The organism is Mycobacterium sp. (assembly GCF_008709575.1).
GTDB lineage: Bacteria > Actinomycetota > Actinomycetes > Mycobacteriales > Mycobacteriaceae > Mycobacterium.
Map to the genome: position 1 here is coordinate 1 of NZ_VYIK01000071.1, position 18,137 is coordinate 18,137.

At 67.7% G+C, this 18,137-nt stretch carries 18 protein-coding genes, 1 tRNA gene and 2 rRNA genes; 20 read left to right on the plus strand and 1 reads right to left on the minus strand.

Going from position 1 to position 18,137, the window contains the following annotated elements:
• From F6Q13_RS14680 to xerD, 13 genes are all read left to right on the plus strand, one after another.
• Nucleotides 1-343, plus strand: a 23S ribosomal RNA gene (locus F6Q13_RS14680); the annotation flags it as partial.
• Nucleotides 344-399: 56 nt separating this feature from the next.
• Nucleotides 400-513, plus strand: a 5S ribosomal RNA gene (gene rrf, locus F6Q13_RS14685).
• 140 nt (nucleotides 514-653) lie between these two features.
• Nucleotides 654-1,421 carry a tetratricopeptide repeat protein gene (locus F6Q13_RS14690; protein WP_293057911.1) on the plus strand — a complete coding sequence of 256 codons (768 nt, stop codon included), beginning with the start codon at nucleotides 654-656 and terminating at the stop codon, nucleotides 1,419-1,421.
• Between the two features lies 1 nt (nucleotide 1,422).
• On the plus strand, nucleotides 1,423-2,424 hold the full coding sequence (locus tag F6Q13_RS14695) for an HAD-IIA family hydrolase (RefSeq protein WP_293057913.1): 1,002 nt from the start codon (nucleotides 1,423-1,425) through the stop codon (nucleotides 2,422-2,424).
• 38 nt (nucleotides 2,425-2,462) lie between these two features.
• Entirely contained in the window at nucleotides 2,463-2,618 is a 156-nt protein-coding gene (locus tag F6Q13_RS14700) for a hypothetical protein (protein ID WP_293057880.1), read from the plus strand.
• Nucleotides 2,615-3,433 carry a TlyA family RNA methyltransferase gene (locus tag F6Q13_RS14705; RefSeq protein WP_293057882.1) on the plus strand — a complete coding sequence of 273 codons (819 nt, stop codon included), beginning with the start codon at nucleotides 2,615-2,617 and terminating at the stop codon, nucleotides 3,431-3,433. The genes F6Q13_RS14700 and F6Q13_RS14705 overlap by 4 nt, the downstream gene beginning before the upstream one ends.
• On the plus strand, nucleotides 3,430-4,353 hold the full coding sequence (locus tag F6Q13_RS14710; protein WP_293057884.1) for an NAD kinase: 924 nt from the start codon (nucleotides 3,430-3,432) through the stop codon (nucleotides 4,351-4,353). Before F6Q13_RS14705 ends, F6Q13_RS14710 begins: the two co-directional genes overlap by 4 nt.
• Before the next feature lie 13 nt (nucleotides 4,354-4,366).
• Nucleotides 4,367-6,154 carry a DNA repair protein RecN gene (recN, locus tag F6Q13_RS14715; RefSeq protein ID WP_293057886.1) on the plus strand — a complete coding sequence of 596 codons (1,788 nt, stop codon included), beginning with the start codon at nucleotides 4,367-4,369 and terminating at the stop codon, nucleotides 6,152-6,154.
• 104 nt (nucleotides 6,155-6,258) lie between these two features.
• Nucleotides 6,259-7,440: a putative cytokinetic ring protein SteA gene (gene steA / locus F6Q13_RS14720; protein ID WP_293057888.1), complete on the plus strand. Its 1,182-nt coding sequence runs from the start codon at nucleotides 6,259-6,261 to the stop codon at nucleotides 7,438-7,440.
• Nucleotides 7,441-7,442: 2 nt separating this feature from the next.
• Nucleotides 7,443-8,393 (plus strand): copper transporter, encoded by a 951-nt coding sequence (locus tag F6Q13_RS14725; RefSeq protein ID WP_293057891.1) that lies wholly within the window; start codon nucleotides 7,443-7,445, stop codon nucleotides 8,391-8,393.
• Between the two features lie 156 nt (nucleotides 8,394-8,549).
• Nucleotides 8,550-10,307 carry a CTP synthase gene (locus tag F6Q13_RS14730; protein ID WP_293057892.1) on the plus strand — a complete coding sequence of 586 codons (1,758 nt, stop codon included), beginning with the start codon at nucleotides 8,550-8,552 and terminating at the stop codon, nucleotides 10,305-10,307.
• Nucleotides 10,300-10,923 (plus strand): NUDIX hydrolase, encoded by a 624-nt coding sequence (locus F6Q13_RS14735; RefSeq protein WP_293057893.1) that lies wholly within the window; start codon nucleotides 10,300-10,302, stop codon nucleotides 10,921-10,923. Before F6Q13_RS14730 ends, F6Q13_RS14735 begins: the two co-directional genes overlap by 8 nt.
• Entirely contained in the window at nucleotides 10,920-11,867 is a 948-nt protein-coding gene (gene xerD / locus F6Q13_RS14740) for a site-specific tyrosine recombinase XerD (protein ID WP_293057895.1), read from the plus strand. The genes F6Q13_RS14735 and xerD overlap by 4 nt, the downstream gene beginning before the upstream one ends.
• An 80-nt stretch (nucleotides 11,868-11,947) precedes the next feature.
• Here the strand turns inward: xerD and F6Q13_RS14745 are convergent, their stop codons facing one another.
• Nucleotides 11,948-12,700, minus strand: a complete 753-nt coding sequence (locus tag F6Q13_RS14745) for an O-methyltransferase (protein WP_293057897.1) — start codon at nucleotides 12,698-12,700, stop codon at nucleotides 11,948-11,950.
• Nucleotides 12,701-12,823: 123 nt separating this feature from the next.
• Between F6Q13_RS14745 and F6Q13_RS14750 the strand changes: the two genes are divergently transcribed.
• The 7 genes from F6Q13_RS14750 (at nucleotide 12,824) to F6Q13_RS14780 (ending at nucleotide 18,136) form a co-directional block, all read left to right on the plus strand.
• Nucleotides 12,824-13,687 carry a ParA family protein gene (locus tag F6Q13_RS14750; protein WP_293057899.1) on the plus strand — a complete coding sequence of 288 codons (864 nt, stop codon included), beginning with the start codon at nucleotides 12,824-12,826 and terminating at the stop codon, nucleotides 13,685-13,687.
• The gene (locus F6Q13_RS14755) at nucleotides 13,684-14,481 is read left to right on the plus strand and encodes a segregation/condensation protein A (RefSeq protein ID WP_293057901.1); all 798 of its coding nucleotides are present in this window, start codon (nucleotides 13,684-13,686) and stop codon (nucleotides 14,479-14,481) included. Before F6Q13_RS14750 ends, F6Q13_RS14755 begins: the two co-directional genes overlap by 4 nt.
• Nucleotides 14,478-15,167 (plus strand): SMC-Scp complex subunit ScpB, encoded by a 690-nt coding sequence (gene scpB / locus F6Q13_RS14760; protein WP_293057903.1) that lies wholly within the window; start codon nucleotides 14,478-14,480, stop codon nucleotides 15,165-15,167. The genes F6Q13_RS14755 and scpB overlap by 4 nt, the downstream gene beginning before the upstream one ends.
• Entirely contained in the window at nucleotides 15,164-15,901 is a 738-nt protein-coding gene (locus tag F6Q13_RS14765) for a pseudouridine synthase (RefSeq protein WP_293057905.1), read from the plus strand. The genes scpB and F6Q13_RS14765 overlap by 4 nt, the downstream gene beginning before the upstream one ends.
• Entirely contained in the window at nucleotides 15,898-16,581 is a 684-nt protein-coding gene (cmk, locus tag F6Q13_RS14770; protein ID WP_293057907.1) for a (d)CMP kinase, read from the plus strand. The genes F6Q13_RS14765 and cmk overlap by 4 nt, the downstream gene beginning before the upstream one ends.
• Nucleotides 16,578-17,972 (plus strand): ribosome biogenesis GTPase Der, encoded by a 1,395-nt coding sequence (gene der / locus F6Q13_RS14775; protein ID WP_293057909.1) that lies wholly within the window; start codon nucleotides 16,578-16,580, stop codon nucleotides 17,970-17,972. The genes cmk and der overlap by 4 nt, the downstream gene beginning before the upstream one ends.
• Nucleotides 17,973-18,062: 90 nt before the next feature.
• Nucleotides 18,063-18,136 (plus strand) — tRNA-Pro (locus F6Q13_RS14780).
• Nucleotide 18,137 lies beyond the last annotated feature (1 nt).

The window sequence follows — 18,137 nt, forward strand, 5'->3', positions numbered from 1 at the left end:
ACCATTAAAGCGGCACGCGAGCTGGTTAAAGACAGACGAGAGACAGATCGCACTCTAACCGCCGCGCGCGTCAGAAGCTTGAGGAAACCTGTCCCTAGTACGAGAGGACCGGGACGGACGAACCTCTGGTACACCAGTTGTCCCGCCAGGGGCACCGCTGGATAGCCACGTTCGGACAGGATAACCGCTGAAAGCATCTAAGCGGGAAACCTTCTCCAAGACCAGGCTTCTCACCCATCAAGTGGGATAAGGCCCCCCGCAGACCACGGGATCGATAGACCAGACCTACACACCCCGCAAGGGGCGCAGGGAACTGGCACTAACCGGCCGAAAACTTACCCACACGCAACCACACCACACCAACCCACACCCCCCACCACAACACACAACAACACACGTTACGGCGGCCACAGCGACAGGGAAACGCCCGGACCCATCCCGAACCCGGAAGCTAAGCCTGCCAGCGCCGATGATACTACCCAACCCGGGTGGAAAAGTAGGACACCGCCGAACACACATTAAAAAGGGCACCAACACGGTGCCCTTTTTAATGTGAGCAAATTGCGCTTGAGGATAATTGCGGCCGCATCGAATAGGACCGTATCCTTTGATGTGACACGGGCTCGAGGGGAATAGCGCGAGTGAGCGACAGCATGCAGGGCGGTGCGGCGCAACGTCGACCACGACCTGCCCGGGCCGGGCCGCGTTCCGGTCCGCGCGCCGCACAGCCGCAACTCCGTCGGGCGGACGGCACCCGATCGGGTGCACCACCGATCCCGCCGGACATCCAGGCAAAGCAGCTGTCACCCGAAATCCGAAGCGAGCTGAGCACGTTGGATCGTGGCAGCGCCGATGTGGTGGCCCGCCACCTGGTTGCCGCCGGTGAGCTGCTCGACGATGATCCCGCGGCCGCGCTCGAGCATGCGCGCGCCGCGCGCGCCCGGGCCGGGCGCATCGCCGCGGTCCGGGAGGCGGTCGGGATCGCCGCCTACCGCTGCGGTGACTGGGCGCAGGCGCTGGCTGAGCTGCGGGCGGCGCGACGACTGGGCAGCAGGTCCGCGCTGCTGGCGATGATTGCCGATTGTGAACGCGGTCTGGGCAGGCCGGAGCGCGCGCTGGAGCTGGCCCGCAGCGCCGACGCGGCCAAGCTCAGCGGCGACGATGCCGACGAATTGCGGATCGTCGTCGCCGGCGCCCGCACCGATCTCGGTCAGCTCGAACAGGCCCTGACCGTGTTGTCCACCCCGCGGCTGGAGCCGACTCGTACCGGAGCCACGGCCGCGCGGCTGTTCTACGTCTACGCCGAGACGCTGCTGGCCCTGGGCCGCAGCGACGAGGCGTTGCAATGGTTTCTGCGCGCCGCCTCTGCCGACGTCGACGGCGTAACCGACGCCGAAGACCGGATCTATGAGCTCAGTTGAGATGGGAACGCTGGCGCAGCAACACGATTGCCTGCTTGTCGACCTGGACGGGACGGTGTACTGCGGTCAGCGGCTCATTGCCGGCGCGCTGGACTCGCTGGACATGGTGCCCGGGCGCGTGCTCTACATCACCAACAACGCGTCCCGCAGCGCCGTCGAGGTGGCCGGACATCTGCGCGACTTGGGGCTCGCGGCCACCCCCGACGATGTGGTCACCAGCGCCGAAACGGCCGCCCGGATGCTGGCCGATCAGCTGCCGTCCGGCGGGCGGGTGCTGATTGTCGGCACCGAGTCGCTGGCCGGCGCCGTCGCCGCGGTCGGCCTGCGGCCAGTGCGGCGGTATCGGGATAAACCGGAGGCCGTCGTGCAGGGCCACAGCAGCGAGACCGCCTGGACCGATCTGGCCGAGGCGGCGTTGGCGATCCGGGACGGAGCGCTGTGGGTGGTGACCAATGTCGACCCGACACTGCCCTCCGAACGCGGCCTGGTGCCCGGTACCGGATCAATGGTGGCCGCGCTGAAAACCGCAACCGATGCCGAACCTCAGGTCGCGGGTAAACCGTCGCCGGCGTTGATCAACGCCGCGTTGGCCCGCGGCGCCTGTCGCGCACCGCTGGTGGTTGGCGACCGACTGGCCGCCGATGTCGCCGCCGCCAACGCGGCCGGGGTGCCCAGCATGATGGTGCTCACCGGTGCCGACTCGGCGTGTGACGCGGTGCGGGCCGCGCCCGCGCACCGCCCCACCTACATCGGCCACGACCTGAGTGCCCTGCACCAGGACGCCGACCTGCTCGCCGTCACCACGCAGCCCGGCTGGCGCGTCGAGACCGGTGACGGGTCGGTCACGGTCAGCGGCCCGGGCGGCGACGGTGGCGACGGCCTGTCGGTCGTACGCGCCGTCGCCAGCGCCGTCTGGGCCACGGACTTCGACGGGCGCCGCGTCACGATCCGGGCCGGTGACGACGCCGCGCACACCGCCCTGCAACGCTGGTCCCTGGTGTAAATCGACTAGCGTAGGCACTGCCCATGACAACCGAGCCCATGACTACCGAACCCGACCAGATTCGCGCGCAGATCGAGGCCTTGCTCGCCGAGCTGCCCGATCCGGCCGACGCCGATATCGACGAGATCGCCCGGCGTCTGTGGCAGGCACACGACCTGCTGGTGCGCGCCCTGGAGTCGGCGGAGCCGAGTTGAGTGCGGCGCCCCGACGTAGCCGGGTCGACGCCGAGCTGGTCCGGCGCGGGCTGGCCCGATCCCGCCGGCAAGCCGCGGAACTGATCGATGCCGGCCGGGTCAGCATCGACGGCATGCCGGCGGTCAAACCCGCGACGGCCGTCCCGGTCACCGCGGCGCTGGCGGTCGCCGAGGACGCGGGCCGCCGCTGGGTGTCGCGCGGCGCCCACAAGCTCCTCGGAGCTCTCGACGCGTTCGGAATCACGGTCGAGGGGCGCCGTTGCCTCGACGCCGGGGCGTCGACCGGCGGCTTCACCGAGGTTCTCCTGCAGCGCGGGGCCCGAGAGGTGGTCGCTGCCGATGTCGGCTACGGCCAGCTGGCCTGGTCGCTGCGGTCCGACCCGCGGGTGGTGGTGCTCGAGCGGACCAACGTCCGCGGTGTGTCGCCGACGGTGATCGGCGGGCCGGTCGACCTGGTGGTGGCGGACCTGTCGTTCATCTCGCTGGTCAGCGTGCTGCCCGCGCTGGTGGGTTGCGCCTTGCCCGACGCCGACCTGCTTCCGATGGTCAAGCCGCAGTTCGAGGTCGGGAAAGGCCGGGTCGGACCCGGCGGAGTAGTGCAGGACCCGGGCCTGCGAGCCGACTCGGTACTCGCGGTGGCGCGCCGAGCCGGGGACCTGCACTGGCAGACGCTGGGCGTCATTGCCAGCCCGCTGCCGGGTCCGTCGGGCAACGTCGAATACTTCCTGTGGCTGCGCGCCCAAACCGACCGCGGCTTGTCCGGGGACGCGTTGGCGGCGGCAGTGCGCGATGCCGTCGAAAGCGGGCCGCGATGAGCCGCGAACGCACCGTGCTGCTGGTGGTCCACACCGGGCGGGCGGAGGTCACTGAGACTGCGCGTCGAGTGGAAAAAGTGCTGGGCGACAACGGTATCGGTCTTCGGGTGTTGTCCGCCGAGGCGGTCAACCGGGGACCGCTGCGGTTGGCACCCGACGATATGCGCGCGATGGGCGTCGACATCGAGGTCGTCGACGCCGACCCGCACGCCGCTGACGGCTGCGAGCTGGTGCTGGTGCTCGGCGGCGACGGGACGTTTCTGCGAGCCGCTGAGCTGGCTCGCTATGCCGACCTGCCGGTGCTCGGTGTCAACCTGGGCCGGATCGGTTTTTTGGCCGAGGCCGAAGCCGAGGCCATCGACACCGTGCTCGAGCATGTCGTCGCCCGTACCTACCGGGTGGAGGAGCGGTTGACCCTGGACGTGATGGTCCGGGTCGAGGGCAAGATCATCGATCACGGGTGGGCCCTGAACGACGCCAGCCTCGAGAAGGGACCCCGGCTGGGGGTGCTCGGCGTGGCCATCGAGGTCGACGGCCGGCCGGTGTCGACGTTCGGCTGTGACGGGGTCTTGGTGTCGACGCCCACCGGGTCGACGGCCTACGCGTTCTCCGCCGGCGGGCCGGTGTTGTGGCCGGATCTCGAAGCGATCCTGGTGGTGCCCAACAACGCTCACGCGCTGTTCGCCCGGCCGCTGGTGACCAGCCCCGACGTTGCCGTCGCGATCGAGATCGAGGCCGGCGGGCATGACGCGCTGGTGTTCTGCGACGGTCGCCGGGAAATGTTGGTGCCCGCCGGTGGGCGGCTCGAGGTGACGCGCTGTCCGGTCGGCGTGAAATGGGCGCGGTTGGACGGTGCGCCCTTCGCCGACCGGTTGGTGCGCAAATTCCGGCTGCCGGTCACCGGGTGGCGCGGAACGTAACGGTATCGACCTGATGCTGACCGAAATCCGGATCGAGTCGCTAGGGGCCATCAGCGTCGCGACTGCCGAGTTCGACCGCGGCCTGACGGTGTTGACCGGCGAAACCGGTACGGGAAAGACCATGGTGGTCACCGGACTGCACCTGCTCGGCGGCGCACGGGCCGACGCCACCCGGGTGCGCTCCACCGCTGACCGTGCCGTCATCGAGGGCAGGTTCACCACCGACGATCTCGACGACGCAGCGGCCGCGCAGGTCGACGACATCCTGGCTGCCTCGGGATCCGTCCGCGACGACGACGGCAGCGTGATCGCGCTGCGCTCGATCAGCCGCGACGGGCCGTCGCGCGCCTATCTCGGCGGCCGCAGTGTGCCCGCCAAGTCGCTGAGCGGCTTCACCGCCCAGCTGTTGACCCTGCACGGCCAAAACGACCAGCTGCGGCTGATGCGGCCCGACGAGCAACGCGCCGCGCTGGACCGGTTCGCCGAGGTCGGGGGACGGCTTGAGCGTTACCGCAAGCTGCGCGACGCCTGGCAGTCGGCGCGACGCGATCTCGTCGACCGCACCGATCGGGCCCGCGAACTCGCCCAGGAGGCCGACCGGCTGCAGCTCGCCCTCAGCGAGATCGACACCGTGCACCCGGCGCCGGGCGAGGACGCTGCGCTGGCCGCCGAGATCCGTCGACTCTGCGAGTTGGACGCACTGCGCGAGGCGGCCGCCGGCGCCCGCGCGGCCTTGTCCGGTGTCGTCGACGATGCCGGCGATCCTGCCGGTTTCGAGGCCGCTTCGGCCGTCGACTGTCTGGGCCGGGCCCGCTCGGCGCTGGCGGCGACCGCTGATACCACCTTGCAGAGCCTGGCCGAGCAACTCGGCGAGGCGCTGACGGTGATCAATGACGTCGCGCGCGAGCTGGGCGCCTATCTTGACGAGTTGCCCTCGGACGCCAGCGCGCTGGATGCCAAGTTGGCCCGGCAAGCCGCATTGCGCGCGTTGACGCGCAAGTACGCCGCCGATATCGACGGTGTGCTGGCCTGGGCCCGCGCATCGCGAGAACGGTTGGCGCACTTGGACGTCTCCGAAGAAGCCCTGGCCGGGCTGCGGGCTCGGGTCGGCGAGCTGTCAACCCAACTGGCCCATGCGGCAATAGATCTCAGCAGAGCCCGGAGTCAGGCGGGTAAACGACTGGCCGCGGCGGTCACCGCAGAACTGTCCGGGCTGGCGATGGCTGACGCGGAATTCACCATCACCGTAGCTGCTCATGAGCTCCCGGAGTCGGTCGCTGATGAGGACCTCGCGGCACTGCGGCTGCCCTCGGGTGCGGTCGTGCATGCCGGCGCGGACGGCATCGACCAGGTCGAGTTCGGTTTCGCCGCGCACCGCGGGATGCCGGTGCTGCCGCTGTCGAAAAGCGCGTCCGGTGGCGAGTTGTCCCGGCTCATGCTGGCGCTGGAGGTGGTGCTGGCAGCATCGTCGACCGGGATCACGATGGTGTTCGACGAGGTCGACGCCGGTGTCGGGGGACGGGCGGCGGTGCAGATCGGACGTCGGCTCGCCCGACTGGCCCGCAGCCACCAGGTGATCGTGGTGACACATCTGCCGCAGGTCGCGGCCTACGCCGATGCCCATCTCGTGGTGGAAGGCACCGGACGCGACGGCACCAGTGACGTTCGGCGACTCGATGACGACGATCGGGTGGCCGAACTGGCCCGGATGCTGGCCGGGCTGGGCGACTCCGACAGCGGTCGCGCGCACGCGCGCGAACTGCTCGAAACGGCCCGGCAGGATCGCCATCCGGCCTCCTGAAACTGGTCCGTCCGCTGTGACGAATGTGACAAGATATAGTTTCTGGGGTTTTTGTTACGGCGCGCCTCCCCGCCTGCTCTGCTGTTCACCGACAGAATCGCGGCATGAAGATGTCAGCGCTGCTATCCCGTAACACCTCGCGCCCGGGTGTCGTCGGCACCGCCCGGGTTGACCGCGACATCGACCGGCTACTGCGCCGGGTGTGCCCCGGCGACATCGCGGTGCTCGACGTGGCGGACCTGGACCGGGTCACCGCCGACGCGCTCGTCGACGCCAGAATCGCCGCGGTGGTCAACGCGTCTCCGTTCGTTTCAGGCCGGTACCCCAACCTGGGTCCGGAGGTACTGGCGGCCCACGGCATCACCCTCATCGACGAGACCGGGCCCGAGGTCTTCAAAAAGGTCAAAGACGGCGCAAAGATCCGGCTCTACGAGGGTGGGGTCTACTCCGGGGACCGCGAGCTGATCCATGGCACCGAGCGCGCCGACCACGACATCGCCGAGTTGATGCGACAGGCCAAGAGCGGCCTTGTTGCGCATCTGGAAGCTTTCGCGGGCAACACCATCGAATTCATCCGCAGTGAAAGCCCTTTGCTGATCGATGGTATCGGGATTCCGGACATCGACGTCGACCTACGGCGCCGCCATGTCGTGGTGGTCGGTGACGAGCCGAAGGCTGCCGAGGATCTGAAGAGCCTCAAGCCTTTTATCAAGGAGTACCAGCCGGTCATGGTCGGGGTCGGCAGCGGGGCCGACGTGTTGCGCAAAGCCGGATACCGCCCGCAAATCATCGTCGGCGATCCCAGCCAAATCAGCACCGAAGCCCTCAAATGCGGTGCGCAGGTAGTGCTGCCGGCCGATGCCGACGGCCACGCCCCCGGGCTGGAGCGCATTCAGGATCTCGGCGTCGGGGCAATGACGTTCCCGGCCGCAGGTTCGCCGATTGACCTGGCTCTGCTGCTGGCGGACCATCACGGCGCGGCAATGCTGGTGACCGCCGGACATACCGCGAACATCGAGACGTTCTTCGACCGAACCCGCCAGCACAGCAACCCCTCGACGTTTTTGACCAGGCTTCGGGTGGGGGAAAAGCTGGTGGACGCCAAGGCTGTCGCCACGTTGTACCACAATCGAATCTCACCGGGCGCCATCGCTTTTTTGATACTGACGATGCTGATCGCCGTCATTGCCGTGCTCTGGGTGACCCGCGCCGATGCCACGGTGACGCACTGGGTCATCGACTACTGGAATCGTTTCTCGCTCTGGGTACAGGGGTGGATCAGGTAACCGTGATCTCTCTGCGTCACCATGCGATTTCGCTGGCTGCCGTCTTCCTGGCGTTGGCTGTCGGGGTCGTCCTGGGCTCCGGGGTGTTGTCCGATACCCTGCTGGCCGGATTGCGAGAAGAAAAAAGGGATTTGCGCGCCCAGATCGCCTCACTCAACGACGACAAGAACCGGCTAACCGAAAAGCTCAGTGCTGCAAATACTTTCGATACCCAGATGGCGAGCCGGATGGTGCATGGCACTTTGACGGGCAAATCGGTGGTGGTGGTCCGGACTCCGGACGCGCGTGACGACGACGTCGGGGCGGTGGAGAACATCGTCGCACAGGCCTCCGGCGCGCTGACCGGCACGATCGTGCTGACACAGGAGTTCGTCGACGCCAACGCCGCGGAGAAGTTGCGGTCGGTGGTGAACTCGTCGATCCTTCCGGCCGGCGCCCAGTTGAGCACCAAACTGGTCGACCAGGGTTCGCAAGCCGGTGACCTGCTGGGCCTGGTGCTGCTGGTCAACCGCGATCCCGCGATCGCACCGGTCGATGCCCAGCAGCGCGCCACCGTGCTCGCCGCTCTGCGCGACACCGGCTTTATCACCTTCGCTCCTACCGACCCCGACCACATCGGTGCGGCAAACGCGGCGCTGCTGATCACGGGCGGAGCGCTCGGCGACGATGCGGGCAACCAGGGCGTCACCGTCGCGCGCTTCGCCGCCGGGCTCGCTGCGCACGGATCCGGTGTGCTGCTGGCCGGCCGAGACGGCTCCTCGACCGGCACAGCCGCTGTCGCGGTGGCTCGCGCGGATCCGGCGATCACGGCGGCGATCAGCACCGTTGACGATGTCGACACCGAAGCCGGGCGCATCACCGCCGTCTTAGGGTTGGCTGATCTCATCGACGGCGGGCGTCCCGGCCAATACGGCACCGGTCACGGCGCGACCGCGCTGACAGTCGCGCAGTAGCCGTCCCGCGCGACACGCGGGACCAGCACAACGGTGGCGACGGCCTGGCGGCGTCGGTGTTAGGCTGAGGTTCCGTGGGTCGGCAGGCGCAACGACGGGTTCACGAACAACCCGGAACAGAGCCAGCCCTGCGCCGTCTGCACGGAGGTTGCTCTTTTGCGTAAGCATCCGCAAACCGTCACCAAGCATCTCTTCGTCAGCGGCGGCGTCGTTTCCTCGCTGGGAAAGGGTTTGACCGCCAGCAGCCTGGGGCAGTTGCTGACCGCGCGCGGGTTGCGGGTAACGATGCAAAAGCTCGACCCCTATCTCAACGTCGACCCCGGAACGATGAACCCGTTTCAGCACGGTGAGGTGTTCGTCACCGAGGACGGCGCCGAAACCGATCTCGACGTCGGCCACTACGAGCGTTTCCTCGACCGCGACCTTTCAGGATCAGCGAATGTCACTACCGGCCAAGTATATTCGACGGTCATCGCCAAGGAACGCCGTGGCGAGTACCTCGGTGACACGGTCCAGGTGATCCCGCATATCACCGACGAGATCAAGAGCCGCATCCTGGCGATGGCCGAACCGGACTCCGAGGGAAACCGCCCCGACGTCGTCATCACCGAAATCGGCGGCACGGTAGGTGATATCGAGTCGCAACCGTTTCTCGAGGCAGCACGGCAGGTCCGTCACGACCTCGGCCGCGAGAATGTCTTCTTCCTGCACGTGTCGCTGGTGCCCTATCTGGCGCCGTCGGGGGAGTTGAAGACCAAACCCACCCAACACTCGGTGGCCGCACTTCGCAACATCGGTATCACTCCCGATGCGTTGATTCTGCGCTGCGACCGCGACGTACCCGAGGCGCTGAAGGACAAGATCGGGCTGATGTGCGACGTCGATATCGACGGCGTGATCTCCACGCCCGACGCGCCGTCGATCTACGACATCCCCAAAGTGTTGCACCGCGAGGAGCTCGACGCCTATGTCGTGCGTCGGCTCAATCTGCCGTTCCGCGACGTCGACTGGACCGAATGGGACGACCTGCTGCGGCGGGTGCATGAGCCACAAGAGACAGTACGAATCGCACTGGTGGGCAAGTATGTGAACCTCTCGGATGCCTATCTTTCGGTCATCGAAGCGCTGAACGCCGGGGGGTTCAAACATCGGGCGAAAGTGGAGATACGGTGGGTGCCATCCGATGCCTGCGGGACACCCGCCGATGCGGCAGCGGCGTTGGACGACGTACATGGCGTGCTGATTCCCGGCGGATTCGGTATCCGCGGGATTGAGGGAAAGATCGGTGCCATCAGCTACGCGCGGAGCCGGGGACTGCCCTTGCTGGGTTTGTGCCTGGGCTTGCAGTGCATCGTGATCGAGGCTGCCCGCTCGGTCGGCCTGACCCGGGCCAACTCCGCAGAGTTCGACCCGGGCACCCCGGATCCGGTCATCTCCACGATGGCCGATCAAAAAGACGTCGTCGCCGGTACGGCCGACCTCGGCGGCACCATGCGACTCGGGGCCTATCCCGCCGTGCTGCAGCCGGATTCGATTGTGGCGAAGGCATATCAGACGACACAGATTTCGGAGCGGCATCGGCACCGCTACGAAGTCAACAACGACTATCGGGAGAAAATCGCCGAAAGCGGCCTCCGGTTCTCCGGAACCTCACCCGACGGTCAGTTGGTGGAATTCGTCGAATATCCGCCCGAGGTGCATCCGTTCTTGGTCGGAACCCAGGCCCATCCCGAGCTGAAGAGCCGACCCACTCGTCCGCATCCGCTGTTCGTCGCGTTTGTGGCGGCGGCTATCGACTACAAGAAGGCTGAGCTGCTGCCCGTGGAGATCCCGGAACGTCGGGCCAACGGCACCGAGCCACGAGACGGCGCCGTGTCGCGTCTTGCGGAACCGGAGCCCGCCGCCCGTGGCTGAACACGTCTTCGACATCACGTCGTCCGAAATCCTGCACACCGGGAATATTTTCGCACTTCGCGCCGACCGTGTCCGGATGCCCGGCGGCGATATCGTGACCCGTGAGGTCGTCGAGCACTACGGCGCGGTTGCCGTCGTCGCGATGGACGACGACGGCAACATCCCGATGGTGTATCAGTACCGGCATCCGCTACGGCGGCGGTTGTGGGAGCTGCCCGCCGGGCTGCTCGACGTCGCGGGAGAGCAACCACACCTGACCGCGGCCCGCGAACTGCGGGAAGAGGCCGGGCTGCAAGCCCGGTGCTGGCAGGTGCTGGCCGATCTCGACACCTCGCCGGGTTTCAGCGACGAATCCGTGCGGGTCTACCTGGCGACCGGGCTGACCCCGGTGCAGCGACCGGAGGCACACTACGAGGAAGCCGACCTGACGGTGCGGTGGTATCCCATTACCGAGGCCATGCGTCTTGTTTTCGCCGGTGAGATCGTCAATTCTCTTGCAGTCGCCGGGATTTTGGCAGCACATGCAGTGACAGCGGGCTGGGCCGAACCGCGGCCGGTGGACGCCCCCTGGACCGACAAACCGACGGCGTTCGCGGCGCGGCAGGCCGGCCGATGACCGCACCGGCGTCCGCGCTGCAGACGCAGGTGCAGGGTTATCTCGAGCATCTGACAATCGAGCGCGGCGTGGCGGCGAACACGTTGAGCTCCTATCGTCGCGACCTGCGCCGGTATTGCGAGCACCTCGCCATGCGCGGAATCGACGATCTGGCCAAGGTCACTGAAGAGGACGTCGCGGACTTTCTGGTGGCGCTGCGGCGCGGTGACCCCGAGTCGGGGCTGGCGCCGCTGTCGGCGGTCTCGGCGGCGCGGACGTTGATCGCCGTGCGCGGCCTGCACCGATTCGCCCTCGCCGAAGGACTGACCGAGCTCGACGTGGCCCGCGCCGTCAAGCCGCCCACGCCCGGGCGCCGGTTGCCGAAAAGCCTGCCCATCGACGAGGTACTGGCCCTGCTGGCCGGTGCCGGCGGCGACAGCACCTCCGACGGCGCGCTGACACTGCGCAACCGGGCACTGCTGGAACTGCTGTACTCCACCGGCGCCCGGATCTCCGAGGCCGTCGGCCTCGACGTCGACGATATCGACACCGAGGACCGTTCGGTGCTGCTGCGCGGCAAGGGCGGCAAGCAGCGGCTGGTACCGGTGGGCCGGCCCGCGGTGCAGGCACTGGACACCTATCTGGTGCGCGGCCGTCCGGAACTGGCCCGGCGCGGTCGCAGCAGCCCGGCGTTATTCCTCAACGCGCGCGGCGGCCGGTTGTCGCGTCAGAGCGCCTGGCAGGTTCTGCAGGACGCCGCCGAGCGGGCCGGCATCGGGTCGGGCGTGTCGCCGCACACGCTGCGACATTCGTTTGCCACCCATCTTCTCGACGGTGGCGCCGACATCCGCGCCGTCCAGGAATTGCTGGGACACGCGTCGGTGACCACGACGCAGATCTACACGCTGGTTACCGTGCACGCGCTGCGCGAAGTGTGGGCCGGCGCACACCCGCGGGCGCGGTAGCGGACTCGACCGCGAGCGTGCGTGTCGCCGCACCGACACGCCGCGTAGCGCGGTATTCTGCGCACGCTCGCGCCCGGCGGCTATCCCAGGTACTCGGATTCCAGGACCAGGTCGCTCAGCAAGCTCTGGTATTCCGCATGCGTTTTGTGCTCGATGGTGTTCCACCGGGTGCCCTGGTGCCGGTGCATGTAGGCCCGGTAGCGCGGCGCGCCCGGCATCTTGACGTTGTCGGCGACCACGATCGAGCCCGGATGCAGCCAGCCGCGGTCGAGGATGCTCTGCAGGTCGGCCAGGTAGGCATCCTTGTCGTGGTCGAGAAACAGGAAATCCAGCGCGCCGGCCGAAAAACCGTATTCGCCGGCCAGCGTGTCCAGTGTGCGCCCGCCGTCGCCTATGGTGCCGACCACGCAGGTCACCCGGTCGGCGACCCCGGCGTGTGCCCAGATCTGGCGGGCGTTGACGGCGTTGGCTTCGGCGAGTTCGACCGAGCACACCGTGGCGGCCGGGGCGGCCCGGGCGATGCGCAGCGCCCCGTAGCCGCAGTAGGTGCCCAGCTCGAGGGCCAGTTTCGGGTCAGCACGGCGGACTGCGGCATCGAGCAGGGCGCCCTTCTCGTCGCCGATGTTGATCAGCATCGACTTCTGATAGGCGAATCGGTCGATCGTGGTCAGCACGTCATCGATGTCGCCGGCCCGGGCGTGGTCGAGTACATACTCGACCGCCGCGGCTTCGCGCCCGTCACCGATCTGGCCCGTCGTGGTGATGTTGCGGACGCCGGTCGCCATCCGCAACACCGACCACCGCAGGAACGGAAGGTGCCGTTTGAGCCTCATGAGCCCCAACCTAGCGAGATCGCCGAATCGGCTGGTGGCATTGCTGCGGGTCGGCCGGTCTCGGCGCGCAGAACCGCTACACTTTCCTGCGATGTCCGCCACGACGACGCGCCGCACCGGGGCATGACCGAGAACGCCGACAGCGGCGCCGAGGTCGGCCTGACCGGGCGGCCGCCGCGGGCGATTCCCGAGCCCAAGCCGCGGACCGCCCATGGCCCGGCCAAGGTCGTCGCGATGTGCAACCAGAAAGGCGGCGTCGGCAAAACCACCTCGACGATCAACCTGGGTGCTGCGCTCGCCGAGTACGGCCGTCGGGTGCTGCTGGTGGATCTGGATCCACAGGGCGCGCTGTCGGCGGGTCTGGGCGTACCGCACTACGAGCTCGAGCACACGATCCACAACCTACTGGTGGAGCAGCGGGTGTCGATCGACGACGTGCTGATGCCCACCCGAGTCAAATACCTGGACCTGGTGCCCAGCAACATCGACCTGTCCGCCGCCGAGATCCAGTTGGTCAACGAGGTGGGCCGGGAGCAGTCGTTGGCCCGGGCGCTGCACCCGGCGCTGGACCGCTACGACTACGTGCTGATCGACTGCCAGCCGTCGCTGGGCCTGCTCACCGTCAACGGTCTGGCCTGCTCGGACGGCGTGATCATCCCGACCGAATGCGAATACTTCTCACTGCGCGGGCTGGCGCTGCTCACCGACACCGTCGAGAAAGTGCGCGACCGGCTCAACCCGAAACTGGAGATCAGCGGCATTCTGATCACCCGCTACGACCCGCGCACCGTCAACGCCCGCGAAGTCATGGCCCGGGTGCTGGAGCGGTTTGGCGACCTGGTCTTCGACACGGTCATCACCCGCACCGTACGCTTTCCGGAGACCAGTGTCGCCGGTGAGCCGATCACCACCTGGGCGCCGAAATCGGGCGGCGCCCAGGCCTACCGCGCACTGGCCCGCGAAGTCATCGACCGATTCGGCGCGTGACCGGGTCCGACACGTCCAGCGGATTTCAGGTTCGGCTCACCAACTTCGAGGGGCCGTTCGACCTGCTGCTGCAACTGATCTTCGCCCACCGTCTCGACGTCACCGAGGTCGCGCTGCATCAGGTCACCGACGACTTCATCGCCTACACCCGGGCGATCGGTCCACAGCTGAGTCTCGAGGAGGCCACGGCGTTTCTGGTGATCGCCGCGACGCTGCTCGACTTCAAGGCGGCACGGCTGTTGCCGGCCGGGCAGGTCGACGACGAGGAGGACCTCGCGCTGCTGGAAGTCCGCGACCTGTTGTTCGCCCGGCTTCTGCAGTACCGGGCATTCAAACACGTCGCCCAGATGTTCGCCGAGTTGGAGGCCGCGGCGTTGCGCAGTTATCCGCGGGCGGTGTCGTTGGAAGACCGGTTCGCCGACCTGGTGCCCGAGGTGATGCTCGGTGTCGACGCCGAGCGGTTCGCCCAGGTCGCCGCGGCCGCGTTCACCCCGCGCCCGGTGCCGACGGTGGCCACCGATCACCTGACCGAGCCGGTGGTGTCGGTGCCCGAGCAGGCCCAGCGGCTGTTGTCGGTGCTGGAGGCGAGTGGGCCGGCGCACTGGACGTCGTTTTCGGAGTTGGTGGCCGATTGCCGGGCTCCGATCGAGATCGTCGGCCGGTTCCTGGCGCTGCTCGAACTGTACCGGGTCCGGGCGGTAGCATTTGACCAGTCAGAACCGTTTGGCGTGCTCCAGGTTTCGTGGACCGGAGAACGACCGACCAACGGCTGGGAAGTGCGAGACTCCTTATGACGGGCAATGCTCACGATGCCGACCTGGGCATCGACGTCGATTCGGACGCGCCGGAGTTGCCCGACGACGAGCTGGGCGCCGTACTCGAGGCGCTGCTGCTGGTCGTCGACACCCCGGTGAGCGTCGACACGCTGGCCGCGGTCACCGAGCAGCCGGCGTACCGGATCGCTGCCAAGCTGCGGCAGATGGCCGACGCGCTGACCGGACGCGACAGCGGCATCGATCTTCGCGAGGCCGGTGGCGGGTGGCGCCTGTACACCCGAGCGCGTTTCGCCCCGTATGTGGAACGGCTGCTGCTGGACGGGTCTCGCTCGAAGCTGACCCGCGCGGCGCTGGAGACCTTGGCTGTGGTGGCCTATCGCCAGCCGGTGACCCGGGCCCGGGTCAGCGCGGTGCGCGGGGTCAACGTCGATGCCGTCATGCGAACGTTGTTGGCGCGCGGCCTGATCACCGAGGCCGGCACCGACCCCGATACCGGCGCGACCACCTTCGCTACCACCGAGCTGTTTTTGGAGCGGCTGGGGTTGTCGTCTCTGGCCGAACTGCCCGACATCGCGCCGTTGTTGCCCGACGTCGACACGATCGACGAGTTGAGTGAGTCGTTGCACCAGGAGCCACGTTTTATGAAACTGGCTGGTGCAGCCGGGCACGGGCAGCCGACGCCGTTCGGCGTGGATAACGAATGACCGAGGGTGTGCGCCTGCAAAAAGTCTTGTCGCAGGCAGGAATTGCGTCGCGGCGCGTTGCCGAGAAGTTGATCACCGACGGCCGCGTGGAAGTCGACGGGCAGGTGGTGACCGAGCTGGGAACCAGGGTCGACCCGGACGTGTCGGTGGTCCGTGTCGACGGAGCCCGCGTGGTCCTCGACGACTCGCTGGTGTATCTGGCGTTGAACAAGCCGCGGGGCATGCACTCGACCATGTCGGACGATCGGGGCCGACCGTGTATCGGAGATTTGGTCGAACGACGGGTGCGCGGCAACCAGAAGCTCTTTCACGTCGGCCGGTTGGACGCCGATACCGAAGGGCTGATCCTGTTGACCAACGACGGCGAGCTGGCGCACCGGCTCATGCATCCGTCCTACCGGGTTCCCAAGACGTATCTGGCGACGGTGGCGGGGTCGGTACCCCGCGGCTTGGGCAAGAAGCTGCGGGCCGGAATCCAGCTGGACGACGGCCCGGCGGCCGTTGACGACTTCGCCGTGGTGGACACCGTGCCGGGCAAGACCCTGGTGCGGATTACGCTGCACGAAGGACGCAACCGTATTGTCCGCCGGCTGCTGGCGGCCGTCGGGTTTCCGGTCCAGGCGCTGGTGCGCACCGACATCGATGGGGTGTCGCTGGGCCCACAGCGCCCCGGCAGCATCCGGATGCTGGGCCGCAAGGAGATCGGCGGCTTGTACCGGGCGGTCGGCCTGTGAGAGACGTCGTCGTTGCCGTGGACGGTCCGGCCGGCACCGGGAAGTCCTCGGTATCAAGGACTTTGGCGCGTGCACTGGGGGCACGCTACTTGGATACCGGCGCTATGTATCGCATCGTGACGCTGGCGGTGCTGCGTTCGGGAGTCGATCCCGGCGACGCTGCTGCGGTCGCCGACGCGGCAAAGGCTGTGCGGTTGTCGGTGGGCTGCGACCCCGATGACGACCGCTGCTACCTCGGTGAGGAGGACGTGTCGGCGCAGATCCGCGGTGCGGAGGTCACTCGGGCGGTGTCGGCGGTGTCGGCTGTTCCGGCTGTGCGCGCCCGGATGGTCGAGCTGCAGCGTCGACTCGCCGCCGGCGAGTCGAGTGTGGTCGTGGAAGGCCGCGACATCGGCACCGTGGTGCTGCCCGATGCCGACCTGAAGGTTTTCCTGACGGCGTCACCCGAGACCCGCGCGCGGCGGCGCAATGAGCAGAATGTCGCCGCCGGACTGCCCGACGACTATGCCGGGGTGTTGGCCGACGTGCGCGGACGCGATCATGTGGACGCGACGCGGGAAGTCTCGCCGTTGCGGGTGGCTGACGACGCGGTGATCATCGACACCAGCGAGATGACCGAAGACGAGGTGGTGGCGCACCTGCGGGAGTTGGTCAGGCGGCGAAGCAGGGCGAGCCGATGAGTCGCGACGGCACCTGGAGTGACGAAAGCGATTGGGAGTCCGCGCAAGCGGCCGCTGAGCAGGCTGCCGGTCCGCCGCCGGTGGTTGCGGTGGTGGGTCGGCCCAATGTCGGCAAGTCGACGCTGGTCAACCGGATCCTGGGCCGCCGTGAAGCGGTGGTGCAGAATGTTCCCGGCGTGACCCGCGACCGGGTGTCCTACGACGCCGAGTGGACAGGGCGCCGATTCGTCGTGCAAGACACCGGCGGTTGGGAACCCGACGCCAAGGGTCTGCAGCAACTGGTCGCCGAACAGGCTGCGGTGGCGATGCGTAGCGCCGATGCGGTGATCCTGGTAGTCGATTCCGTGGTCGGTGCGACCGCCGGCGATGAAGCGGCCGCCCGTATCCTGCGCCGCTCAGGAAAGCCGGTGTTTTTGGCCGCCAACAAGGTTGACACCGAAAAGAATGAGCCGGACGCGGCGGCGCTGTGGTCGTTGGGGCTCGGGGCGCCGCATCCGATCAGCGCGATACATGGCCGCGGGGTGGCAGACCTGCTCGACGATGTCGTCGCGGCGCTGCCCGAGTCAGCCGAATCGGCGTCGGGCGACGAGGGTCCGCGCCGGGTGGCGCTCGTCGGCAAACCCAACGTCGGGAAGAGTTCGCTGCTCAATCGAATAGCGGGGGACCGGCTGGCGGTGGTGCACGAGGTCGCCGGCACCACGGTCGATCCGGTTGATTCGCTTATCGACATGAACGGCACGCTATGGCGTTTCGTCGACACCGCGGGTCTGCGCCGCAAGGTCGGGCAGGCCAGCGGGCACGAGTACTACGCGTCGGTGCGTACGCATGGCGCCATCGATGCGGCCGAAGTCGTGATCGTGTTGATCGACGCGTCGGAACCGCTGACCGAGCAAGACCAGCGGGTGCTGTCGATGGTCATCGAGGCGGGCCGAGCGGTGGTGCTGGCGTTCAACAAATGGGATCTGGTCGACGAAGAGCGGCGTTACCGGCTCGAGCGGGAGATCGACCGGGAATTGGTGCAGGTGCGCTGGGCGCAGCGGATCAACATCTCGGCCAAGACCGGCCGGGCCGTGCAGAAGTTGGTGCCGGCGCTGGAAACGGCGCTGGCCTCATGGGATACCCGGATTTCAACCGGGCGGCTCAACACCTTCTTGAAGGAAGTGGTCGCCGCGACGCCGCCGCCGGTGCGCGGCGGACGGCAGCCGCGCATCCTGTTCGCCACCCAGGCGACGGCCCGGCCGCCGACCTTCGTGCTGTTCGCCACCGGCTTTCTGGAGGTCGGGTACCGGCGATTTTTAGAGCGACGACTGCGAGAGACGTTCGGCTTCGAGGGCAGCCCGATCCGGATCAACGTGCGGGTACGCGAGAAGCGGGGAACGAAGTCACGCTGACCGGGTGGACACACCGGCCTGCGCCGGTTAGATCGCCTTCGGGCCCCTGCGGTAGGCTTTCGACCTGCTGCCGGCTCGGTCCGGCGGCACCGGGCTGTGGCGCAGTTTGGTAGCGCACTTGACTGGGGGTCAAGTGGTCGCAGGTTCAAATCCTGTCAGCCCGAC